This window comes from Megasphaera lornae, from assembly GCF_000214495.1.
In the GTDB taxonomy this organism is placed as follows: Bacteria; Bacillota; Negativicutes; order Veillonellales; family Megasphaeraceae; genus Megasphaera; species Megasphaera lornae.
The window spans coordinates 1-11,574 of sequence record NZ_AFIJ01000014.1 but is presented as its reverse complement, the minus strand read 5'-3'; the positions used below and the strand labels follow the sequence as shown (position 1 = coordinate 11,574).

The window sequence follows — 11,574 nt, the reverse complement described above, 5'->3', positions numbered from 1 at the left end:
CTTTCTGAGGAAAGTCTTTTTTTATCCTTACCGAAAATTATGCTGAAAATGCCCGGACAAGCCGTTGTATACGGCCGATTGTCCGGGCATTTCTCTATACATGACCCCGGATTACCCGATAGTACCGTCATCAAATAACGCCTGCGGTTCTGTAAACTCCAGGATACCGTCCACGCCTCCTTCGCGTCCCAAGCCGCTTTCTTTAAAGCCCCCGAACGGAGCCGTTACATCACGCGGACCGTCGTTGATATAGACATTGCCCGTACGAATTTGGCGGGCTATACGCACGGCCTCTTCCTTCGTCGCGCCCCATACGGCACCGCTCAAACCGAAACGCGTATCATTGGCAATCCGAACGGCTTCCGCTTCTGTTCGATACGTTATGACACAAAGCACGGGGCCGAAAATTTCTTCCTGCGCAATCGTCATATCATTGGTTACATTCGTAAATATGGTGGGCTGTACATAATAGCCGACCGACGTCTTTTGCGGTATTTCGCCCGCCAACAAGTCGGCGCCGCCGCGCAAGCCTTTTTCAATATAGGCCCGAATCGTTTTGAACTGCCGTGCGGAGGAAACCGTTCCCAATTGAACGTCTTCCCGCGTCGGATCTCCTACCGTATACGAAGATACCGTTTTTTTCAACAATGCTTCTATTTTTTCTTTATCCTGCACCGGAATCAGCAACCGAGAAAGTGCCGTACATGTTTGTCCGGAATTTAAAAAAATAGAATTAAAGCACATGGAAATCGCTTTTTCATAATCACAACCGGGCAAAAGAATACACGGAGATTTTCCTCCCAGTTCCATACTGATACGTTTCATAGACTGTAAGGCCAACCGTGCCACACTCACGCCGGCCGGCGTCGATCCCGTAAAAGAAATCATTTGCAGGTCTTCATGTTCCGCCATGACATCGCCGATATCTCCCCCTCTGCCGGTAACCAGATTAAATACGCCCTTGGGAAACTGCGCCCGATGAAAAGCTTCCGCCAAATAAAACGCGGTCAAAGGCGTATGCTGACTCGGCTTAAGAACCACCGTATTGCCCGCTAAAATTGCCGGAATAACTTTTTGTACAATTTGTCCTAACGGATAATTCCACGGCGTAATACACCCTACAACGCCCACCGGCTCACGATATACAGTGGCATGCGGCAATTTTTCCACCCACCGTACAGTAGCCGCCAACTCTATATACGATTGAATCCGCTCAAATTGATACTGCACTTGTGCAGTACGTGAAAACCCTACCGGGGCGCCCAGCTCTTGTACAATAGCAGTGGTTAACGCCGTTTCCATCGTTTTAAAAATAGTTGCCATAGTCCGCATTTTTTCAATACGTTCTGAAAGCGGCGTATGCGCCCACGCAGTAAAGGCCGCCTTGGCCGCTTTGGCCGCCCGATCCACATCCATCGCCGTCCCCGCCGGAACTTCCGCAAACACGGTTTCGGTCGCCGGATTTTCTACGCCGATAAATTTCCCGGACACGCCTTCTACCCACCGGCCATCTATATACAGTTTTTTAAAATCCATACTTCTCCTCCTTATACAATGCAGTACCGCATACACTTTGCCTGTATGCCTTCCTATAGTATACCAAAAAACTTCTCTGTAAAGAATCATTCTTCATTCCTCATCTATATCTATTTTGCTGTCCGCCTATACGATTTTTTTATATTCCGTGCCTGCTTTATACGTTGCGCCGCCACCACCCCCTACAAAAAAACGTCGGTGTAACCCTCTCGCTACACCGACGCCCGACTTATTCTTCTACTCGCAATTTTTGCACTCGTTTTACCGCTTCCCAACGCTCCCGTCGCAGATGGATGTACTGAAAATATCGTTTTGTTTCACGCACAACCACCCCGCTTAAACCGATCAGTGCAATTAAATTGGGAATCGCCATTAATCCGTTCACAATGTCCGCTAAAATCCAAATAACATCCAATTTAATAAACGCGCCTAACCCGACCAACACAATAAACACCAGCCGATAAGGTAAAATGCCTTTAACCCCGACCAAATATTCAATGCACCGTTCTCCATAATAATTCCAACCTAAAATCGTAGTAAAGGCAAAGAGCACCAATCCTATACAAAGGATAAAGCTGCCCATTACGGGATACGCCATGGCAAATACGGAATTGGTCAACGCGGCGCCGTTTAAATCCCCCATCCAGCCGCCGCTGACAACCAACACCAGCCCGGTTAAGGTACAAATAATGATAGTATCAATAAAGGTTCCCGTCATAGAAATAAGTCCCTGTTCCGCCGGCCACTTGGTTTTTGCCGCCGCCGCCACAATCGGTGCACTTCCCAACCCGGATTCATTGGAAAACACGCCGCGTGCCACACCGCTCCGCATCGCCATCAACACGCCGGCTCCTAAAAAACCGCCCGCCGCCGCAGTAGGATGAAACGCATCATGAATAATTTCCAAAAAAGCGGCCGGCACTTGTTCATAAAAAATAATTAAAAATCCCAACGTCGTTATTACATAAATAACCGCCATGGCCGGGACAATTTTAGAAGCGGTCTTGGCAATGGATTGCAGTCCCCCTATAGTCACGGCCGCCACTACCAGCGTTAACACCAGCCCCGTATACACCACGGGAATATTCGCACTGAGACGTGTAATTTCCACGATAGCGTTAACTTGTGCAAACGTACCGATTCCGAAAAACGCCACTAACACCCCGAAAATCGCAAACAGTACCGCCAACGGTTTGTATTTTTTTCCCAATCCCATTTCAATATAATGCATCGGTCCGCCGGCAATATCACCGTTTTTATCCACCCTTCTATATTTTACGGCCAGACAGCCTTCCGCATATTTAGTCGCCATGCCGACAAATGCGGCAATCCACATCCAAAATACCGCCCCCGGTCCGCCGGCATGCACGGCTGTAGCCACACCGACAATATTGCCGGTTCCCACAGTAGCCGCCAAGGCCGTACACAGTGCTTTAAAACTGTTGATATCGCCTTGGCCTTTATTTTTGGCCGTAAAAATCAATGCCAACGCCTTAGGCAACTGTGTAATTTGTAATACACCCAACCGAATCGTCAACAACACCCCGGTGCCGATTAATAAAAATAATAGCGGCGGTCCCCAAATAAAACTGTCAATGGTTTGTAAAACTTCCAACATACGGCAAAACTCCCTTTTTATAAAATAAAAAACCTATCCTCAGCATATCTCTGAAGATAGGTAAAAACAACAAACACCGCGGTTACGGTATGCTATTCTCTGTCCTTTTGCCTGAGAGATTGAAAGATTTCTTTCTTGCACCTTCGGCGCCCTTACGGGACTCTCCAGAGTTGTGTCCGCACCCGGTCCTGTTCTTATGAACGCCTGAGAGTTTGACTCCTTCGGCAGGCTTGCGCCTTCTCCCGTGTACCTCATCCACGCATATGTGATTATGGAGTTATTATATAATATGTATTTATAAATGACAAGTATTTTTTTGCAATCCCCGCTGTACCGTAAGAATTGCATTTTTTGCCGTTTGTTGCCATTGCAACGGGGTCACCGCAATTTTCCCTCGGCGTACACACGCAATATCGCTTTCTTCCGGAGCCATTTCCAAATCGGGACTGCCTTCAATATGGTAGCAAATCCCGTTATCCATGTCTCTCTTCTCTAAAATGACATTATTATATACTTGCAGTGCTTGCGGCACGACGCGTATATTTTCCCACACCACAGGCCCTTGTAAAGGAATGTTCACATTCAAAATTCCCGGAAATTTATCCCGTACCACAATATTTTGAATAATACCATGTACGATTTCCGCCGTTTCTTTACCGCGCTGCCTGTCCATTTTCCCCATCGAAACGGCAAGTGCGGGCACTTGATAATACGGACCTTCCATCGCCGCCGAAACGGTACCGGAATATAACACGTCACTCCCCAAATTGAAGCCGTCATTAATACCGGAAACAATCACATCCGGACGACGGGTACATAAAAAATATTCCATCGCCAATTTAACACAATCTACCGGGGTACCGGACACGGCAATTTCTCGTATCCCGCCGTCCCCCGCCGTCGTTTCGTGACAATAAAGCGGTTTACGAATGGTCATAGCATGCGAGGCCGCACTTCGTTGCCCGTTCGGAGCCACAACGGTCACTTCATAGCCATGCGCGGCAAAACAGTGTTTTAACACTGCCAATCCCGGTGCCCGTACACCGTCATCATTGGTCAACAAAATATGCATATGTGCCACTCCTCTTATTTATTTTTCTTTCGTAACAGAACCGCGCTTTCATAGGTGACAGCCCGCGTATGCACAGTATGACTCCATTCCATCTTATGGCGATCCTTAAATCCCAAAAACGTAACAGGAATCCAACTGTACATAAACAAAGGATATACAATTAAATACAGCCACGACTTGAATCGCACTTTAATGCGCAACAACACAATAATAGGAATGACATATTGTGCCACCCCGATTACCGTCCACATTTGAACCGGTACAATTTGATTTAAAATATTCGTATAAAACAAATAATGTCCGTTAATAAACGCCAAGACGGCATAGATCGTCGACATCATCATAAAAAATTGTTGCGATAAGGTAATAATGCCGTCCAACATCCGAATATTCCCTGTTCGCACACCGCGTACAAAAAGTTTAGGAATGAACCGACAGGCACAATCGCATTGTCCCTGTGCCCATCGCTTTCTTTGCCGACAGGATTGCATTAACGTCAACGCTTTTTCATCATAAATAATCGCATCATGCGCCCAACAAGTACGCACGCCTTCCAGCAGCACTTTCATGGAAAACTCCATGTCTTCCGTTAAGCAATCGCAGCCCCAGCCGTATTTGCGCACAATATCCGCGGCAATACACATCCCCGTACCGCCCAAGGCGGTAGAAAGCCCGATATTATATTTTGCCAAATGCCACATATGATTAATCAGCCAAAAAGCAATCGAAAACGTTCCGGCCACCCATGTGTCCGTTGGATTTTTGGCATCCATATAGCCTTGAATCACTTGCTCCCCTTTACATAAATGATTGTTCATTTCTCGTAAAAATTCGGGATGCACCAGATTATCCGCATCAAATACTACAAACGCATCATATTGCTTGGGTTGTCGCAACATTTTTTGGAACATCCAATCCATGGCAAACCCCTTACCCACTTTTTCCGCATCGGTTCGTATTTGCACCGACGCACCGTGTTCCCGACATACTTCGGCAGTACGATCGGTGCAATTATCCGCAACGACATAAATATCATACATCTCTGCAGGATAATGTAAGGTTTTTAAATTATCAATTAATTGTCCGACAACTGTCTCTTCATTATGGGCGCAAATAATAGCGGCAAAAGTATGCTTCGGCGGCACGGAAATTTTTTCTTTTCTTTTAAACAGACCGAATAGGGCCAAGATAAAATAATACAACGTATAAAACACGATGATTACCTGAACAGGGATCATGAGGATATCCGATACATGTTCCATATGCTAAGCTCCTACTCCTTTATTGTACCCCTTTATTCTTCCTACTATTCATCGCCGTATTGATTAACCCGAAAATAATATAAAGGAAAAACGGCATCGTCCAAAATAAATGCCAATCCGCAAATACCAATACCAAAATACCGATAATAACGGCTCCCGCTAACGCAACGGGATGCAATACATCCGGGCTGTTCCCTTTAAAATCCGGATTATGCACATTACTGACCAAATGATACCCTAAAGCAATAACCAAAACGGCAATTAACCCCTCCGGCAAATGTACGCCGGAAATGGCATACATAGCAATCAGCCCGCCGCCGTTCGGAATCGGCATGCCTTGAAAATAGCCGTGCACTACGCCTGTATTCAAATTGAAGCGCGCTAAACGAATCCCCCCCAATGCGGCATAAATAACGGCGGGAATAGCCCCCCACCAGCCTAAATGCTGCAACGCATATCCGTAAATCAAAAATGCGGCGGCCGCGCCGAAGGAAACTACATCCGATAAAGAATCCAATTCCTTGCCGAATTCACCGGCAACCCCTAAGGCACGTGCCGAACGACCGTCACAAGCATCGCAAACCATAGCCAGTAAAATACAAATCCCGGCCCACATATACATTCCCTTTAAGGTCATCATCATACTGATTAACCCGAACGCAAGATTCCCTGATGTAAATAAACACGGTATTACCTTTTTCATTCTGCAATCCTCCCTATAACAGTTTCGCCGCCACGCACAATATCTCCTTCTTTTACTAAGATTTCTACGTCTTCATCCACATAAATTTCCGCACAGGACCCCAATTTTATCATACCGTACAACTGCCCGTGCTCCACCTTTTCTCCCAACGCCACCCAGGAAACAATCCGCCGTGCCAAAATACCGGCGATTAACGTTACCAAAATATGCGTATTACCGCTTTTAATGCCGATAGAATAGCGTTCATTTTCATACCCCACACCGGTTTCATACGCCGGCTTAAACCGCCCGCATGTATACTGTTGAAAATCAATAACACCGGCCAAAGGCGCCCGATTTACATGCACATTAAATACTGATAAAAAAATAACAATTTTTCGACATTTTTTAAAAAAATAAGCCTCTTCCCGTACTTCAGTCACCGCCATGACCGTACCGTCCGCCGGCGACACCAATTCATGGGGCGCCGCTTGAATATGACGAGACGGATTACGAAAAAAATATAGTAAATAACAAGCCCATAAAAAGGGAAATACAGCAATGTACACCGTAACAAAATATGCCAACAGAAACGTAATGGCCAGCGTAATACCGATAATCCGATACCCGTCGGGAACAATATATGGTTTTTTCAAAACATCACCTCATTTCCCCCGGTGCCGTTTCTTCACGGCAATGACAAATTGCGGTAATGCCCACATCCGCATAAAGCGGGACGGCTCTTTCCACAAGCGATACAGCCATTCCAACCGGTGTTCCTGCATCCACTGCGGCGCCCGACAAGTTTTTCCGGCCCATACGTCAAACGTCCCGCCCACTCCCATACATACACAAGACCCCAATTGTGCCGCATGCTGCGCAATCCACTTCTCCTGTTTCGGCACGCCTAACGCCACCAATAACAAGCGGGTCCCGCCGGCTCGTATTTCCTCCATAATCTCCGTTTCTTCCGCCGCGGAAAAAAATCCCGAATGGGTACCCACAAGTTGTAATTTCCCTACTTTTTTCTCTATATCGGCAGCTGCCCGGGCGGCAATTCCCGGCATGCCGCCCAAGAAATAAACAGGAGTTTGGCGCGCAGCCGCTTCTTGCAACAGACTGCACGCCAAATCCACCCCGGTTACCCGCTCTTTAAATTTCTTTCCCTGTTGTTCCGCCGCCCAAAGTACCCCGGCGCCGTCCGGAACCACCAATTCCGCCGCTCGTAAAATAGTTGCCAATTCCCGATCCGTCTGCGCTTTCATAATCATTTCCGCATTGGCGGTCGCAATCATGGCCGGAACATGATTTTCGATATACGAAAATACCTGTGCACATACCTCCGCCCGGCTCTTATTTGCCACGGGAATGGACAAAATATCCAATGTATTATCCACTGTAACCTCCGACCGTCGATTAATTCATGCTGTAATTCGGCGCTTCCTTGGTAATATTGATATCATGAGGATGACTTTCCCGAAGCCCGGCACTAGTAATTTGAATAAATTGTGTTTTATCAATCATTTCCGCAATCGTATGGCAGCCGCAATACCCCATGGACGCTTTCAAGCCGCCAACCATCTGAAATATGGTATCCGCCGCCGGTCCTTTATAAGGTACACGACCTTCAATCCCTTCCGGTACCAATTTTTTCGAATCTTCTTGGAAATACCGATCCTTACTTCCCTGTTCCATCGCCGCCAACGAGCCCATGCCACGATATTCTTTATAGCTGCGGCCTTGATAAATAACCGTTTCTCCCGGGCTTTCTTCCGTTCCCGCCAAAAGATTGCCCATCATGACCACATTGCCGCCGGCCGCAATCGCTTTGGCCATATCGCCGGAATACTTGATACCGCCGTCCGCAATAACCGGAATCCCATATCGTTGCGCAACTTTAGCGCATTCATATACTGCCGTAATTTGCGGCACACCTATCCCGGCAATAATCCGGGTTGTACATATAGACCCCGGGCCGATACCGACCTTTACCGCATCCACGCCGCATTCAATCAGGGCTTCCGTCGCCGCGCCCGTAGCCACATTACCGGCAATAACCGGCACATGCGGATACGCTTTTTTGATTTCTTTCAGCGTTTTTAACACACCCAGAGAATGCCCGTGTGCCGTATCAATAACAATAACATCCGCTTTAGCGCTCACCAACGCATCCAGCCGATCGATCATGTCATGCGTAACGCCAACGGCCGCCGCCACCCGCAATCGACCGTTGGAGTCTTTTGCCGAATTGGGATATTTATGTGCTTTTTCAATATCTTTAATCGTAATAAGGCCTTTTAAATTTCCTTCCTTGTCCACCAGCGGCAATTTTTCAATACGATGATTCCGTAAAATTTCTTTCGCTTCCGCTAAAGACGTCCCTACCGGGGCGGTAACTAAATTTTCCGCCGTCATAATATCCCCGATACGACGACTCATATCTTCTTCAAAGCGCATATCCCGGTTCGTAATAATCCCTACCAGCTTACCGTCCACCGTAATAGGCACCCCGGAAATGCGATATTTTTCCATTAATTCATTGGCATCGGCCAACAAATTATCCGGATTTAAGAAAATAGGATCGATAATAATGCCGTGCTCGGAACGTTTTACTTTATCTACTTCCCGAGCTTGCGCGGCAATGGACATATTTTTATGAATAACTCCGATGCCCCCTTCACGGGCAATCGCAATCGCCATAGGCGCTTCCGTTACAGTATCCATCCCGGAACTCATAATCGGAATATTCAGTTTGATATCCTTCGTCAGATTGGTTGACACATCCACTTCTGTCGGTAATACATCGGACTTCGCCGGAACCAACAACACATCATCAAATGTTAAACCTCTCATACCAAATTTATCAGATCTCATTCTCTGCACCTCTATTTGAAAAAATATAAAAAAATAGGGACTTGTCCCTCTAAACAGCTTATCCCTTATTATAGACGATATGAACCCTTCTGTACATATTACGCAAGCAAATTCAAAAAAATCTTTTCTTAATTATTCAAAATTCCGTCAAAAGCCGCGCCGAACCGGCGTTTTAATCGCGCCCTTACCCGTGTTTCATCCGGTTCGACGGCCATATACGTTTGTGCGGCTTCGCGAGCCTGCGACAAAAGTTGTACATCCTTTAAAATATCCGCCGCTTTAAAATCGGGCAACCCGTGTTGCATATAGCCGAATAATTTCCCGGAGCCGCGCAACAGCAAATCCTTTTCCGCCAACACAAACCCGTCCTGAACGGATTCCATCCAGTGCAATCGCTGCCGGGTTTCTTCCGTGCCGCCATGAGCCAACAAAATACAATACGCCTGTAAATCTCCCCGACCTACACGACCGCGTAACTGATGCAGCTGCGCCAACCCGAAACGCTCCGCCCCGTCAATCAACATCAGCGTGGCATTCGGCACATTCACGCCTACTTCAATGACACTGGTGGCAACCAATATGTCAATCCGTTTCTCCTGAAACGCTTTCATTACCGTCTCTTTTTCTTTTCCCTTCATCCTGCCGTGTACCAAGCCGCAATGAAATTCTTTAAACACCTTCTCTTTCAACGTTTCATACAACCCGGTCGCGGCTTGTAAATCTAACGCTGCCGACTCTTCCACTAAGGGGCAGACCACATAACATTGTTGTCCGGCACAAATCAACTTTTTCATAAAAGCATAAATACGGGCTCTCATCGTTTCTTTTACGGCATACGTTTTTACCGGCTTTCGTCCGGGCGGCAATTCGCGAATAGAAGATACATCCAGATCTCCATACACCGATAACGCCAAAGTACGGGGAATGGGCGTAGCCGTCATAAATAATCCGTGCGGAGCCCGACCTTTCTCTTGTAACGCGGCACGTTGTTTAACGCCGAATCGATGCTGTTCATCCGTAACCACTAACCCCAAGTGGGCAAACTGTACGTCCTCCTGCAGCAACGCATGCGTTCCGATTACCACTTGTATGCTGCCGTCCGCAATTTCCTGTAAAACACGTTGTCGTTCTTTAGCGCCGATTCGCCCTGTTAATAAAGCCGTTTTAATCGGGATTCCCTGAAATAACCGCGCCAATTCTTCCGCATGCTGCGTCGCTAAAATTTCCGTCGGCGCCATCAGCGCCCCCTGATAGCCATTTTCCACAATCTTAGCCAACGCCAATGCCGCCACCGCCGTTTTTCCCGATCCCACATCGCCTTGTACCAAACGTTGCATGGGCACTTCACTTTCCATATCGGACTGAATATCCAAAAAAGCATTCGTTTGCCCTTGTGTTAATAAAAACGGCAAGTTCTTAACTACCGCCTGCAACAACCCGCCATTAGGCGCACATTTTATTCCCGCTTTTTTTTTCTCGCCGCGACGTCGTAATGCCAAGCCGAGTTGCAAATCGAACAACTCCTGAAACGCCAACTGCCTGCGTGCTTTTTCTCGCGCTTCTAAAGAGTCCGGAAAATGTATAGTCCTATACGCCTCATACAAAGACATGGTAGGATATAAAAAAGGCACTTCCGTATCCGCCTCCGTCAAGCCCGAATGTTCTTCCATATAGTTCAGCGCATCTCTTATAAAGTTCCGCAACTCTTTCTGTCGCAGCCCTTCCGTTAGTCCGTATACGGGTTCCAATGCCGTCCCCGTTACACATCCTTCCTCTATATCCGGATTATTCATTTGGCGTTTACCGTATGCCGCTTCCATTTTTCCGAATACCGTAAGCTGTTGATGCACTGTAAATAATTTTTTTTAAACGGTTGATTAAACCAAATAAGTTCCGCCTCGCCGCTATCATCCGCGATCCCGACTTTAAGAATAGATAAACCGCGACGGGGATGTACTTCCTGAATCCTTTGCACATACCCGCAAATCAAAACCGGCTCCGTTCGCGGCAACGAAATAGTTGCCATAGGACTGATATATCGACGATCTTCATACGTACGCGGAAAATACTGCAATAAATCAAAGATAGTAAAAATTCCCAAACGATTTAACAGCTTTTCTTTTCGTATACCGATGCCCTTTATTTCACGCAAATCCGTTTTCATATATAAAACTCCTTGTCTTTTCCTTGTATTCATTGTATCATATGTTTTATATTAAAAAAATAAATCTTGCGTTACTATAGTATTTGTGATAAGATTTTTATGTTGTACTGTGATTGGTGCAGGGAGGTGTAACCGGTGGCAAACTATTGCGAAATTTGCGGTAAAGGGAAAATGGCCGGAATGAACGTCAGCCATTCCCATTTAAAAACGAAAAGAACTTGGAAACCGAATATCCAAAGAGTACGCGCTATGGTAGAAGGAGAAGTAAAACGGGTTAACGTCTGCACTCGTTGCCTTCGTTCCGGCAAAGTTCAGCGTGATGTGTAATAGCATATAAAAAAAGATGATTCCCTCCGAATCATCTTT

General features: G+C 46.6%; 9 protein-coding genes, 1 pseudogene and 1 riboswitch. Of the genes and pseudogenes, 1 reads left to right on the top strand and 9 read right to left on the bottom strand.

Annotated elements, in window-relative coordinates; translation table 11 throughout:
• Positions 1–111: 111 nt before the first annotated feature.
• From HMPREF1039_RS02480 to recG, 9 genes and pseudogenes are all read right to left on the bottom strand, one after another.
• Positions 112–1,536 carry an aldehyde dehydrogenase family protein gene (locus HMPREF1039_RS02480; RefSeq protein WP_007390807.1) on the bottom strand — a complete coding sequence of 475 codons (1,425 nt, stop codon included), beginning with the start codon at positions 1,534–1,536 and terminating at the stop codon, positions 112–114.
• A 229-nt stretch (positions 1,537–1,765) separates the two neighbouring features.
• Positions 1,766–3,154: an alanine/glycine:cation symporter family protein gene (locus HMPREF1039_RS02475; protein ID WP_007390808.1), complete on the bottom strand. Its 1,389-nt coding sequence runs from the start codon at positions 3,152–3,154 to the stop codon at positions 1,766–1,768.
• A gap of 89 nt (positions 3,155–3,243) precedes the next feature.
• A riboswitch (glycine riboswitch) is annotated at positions 3,244–3,332 on the bottom strand.
• Between the two features lie 117 nt (positions 3,333–3,449).
• Complete coding sequence (surE, locus tag HMPREF1039_RS02470) at positions 3,450–4,226, bottom strand: 5'/3'-nucleotidase SurE (RefSeq protein ID WP_007390816.1); 777 nt, start codon at positions 4,224–4,226, stop codon at positions 3,450–3,452.
• Between the two features lie 14 nt (positions 4,227–4,240).
• A complete protein-coding gene (locus HMPREF1039_RS02465; RefSeq protein ID WP_007390814.1) occupies positions 4,241–5,488 on the bottom strand; it encodes a glycosyltransferase family 2 protein in 1,248 nt (415 codons plus the stop codon).
• A gap of 19 nt (positions 5,489–5,507) precedes the next feature.
• Positions 5,508–6,191, bottom strand: a complete 684-nt coding sequence (locus HMPREF1039_RS02460) for a CDP-alcohol phosphatidyltransferase family protein (RefSeq protein ID WP_007390815.1) — start codon at positions 6,189–6,191, stop codon at positions 5,508–5,510.
• Complete coding sequence (locus HMPREF1039_RS02455; protein ID WP_007390813.1) at positions 6,188–6,826, bottom strand: phosphatidylserine decarboxylase; 639 nt, start codon at positions 6,824–6,826, stop codon at positions 6,188–6,190. The genes HMPREF1039_RS02460 and HMPREF1039_RS02455 overlap by 4 nt, the downstream gene beginning before the upstream one ends.
• Positions 6,827–6,835: 9 nt before the next feature.
• Positions 6,836–7,567 carry a WecB/TagA/CpsF family glycosyltransferase gene (locus tag HMPREF1039_RS02450; RefSeq protein WP_007390809.1) on the bottom strand — a complete coding sequence of 244 codons (732 nt, stop codon included), beginning with the start codon at positions 7,565–7,567 and terminating at the stop codon, positions 6,836–6,838.
• Positions 7,568–7,586: 19 nt separating this feature from the next.
• Positions 7,587–9,044 (bottom strand): IMP dehydrogenase, encoded by a 1,458-nt coding sequence (guaB, locus tag HMPREF1039_RS02445; RefSeq protein ID WP_039891697.1) that lies wholly within the window; start codon positions 9,042–9,044, stop codon positions 7,587–7,589.
• 128 nt (positions 9,045–9,172) lie between these two features.
• A pseudogene (recG, locus tag HMPREF1039_RS02440) lies at positions 9,173–11,208 on the bottom strand (ATP-dependent DNA helicase RecG).
• 135 nt (positions 11,209–11,343) lie between these two features.
• Between recG and rpmB the strand changes: the two are divergent.
• Positions 11,344–11,535, top strand: coding sequence for a 50S ribosomal protein L28 (rpmB, locus tag HMPREF1039_RS02435; RefSeq protein WP_007390811.1), 192 nt, complete (start codon positions 11,344–11,346; stop codon positions 11,533–11,535).
• Positions 11,536–11,574 lie beyond the last annotated feature (39 nt).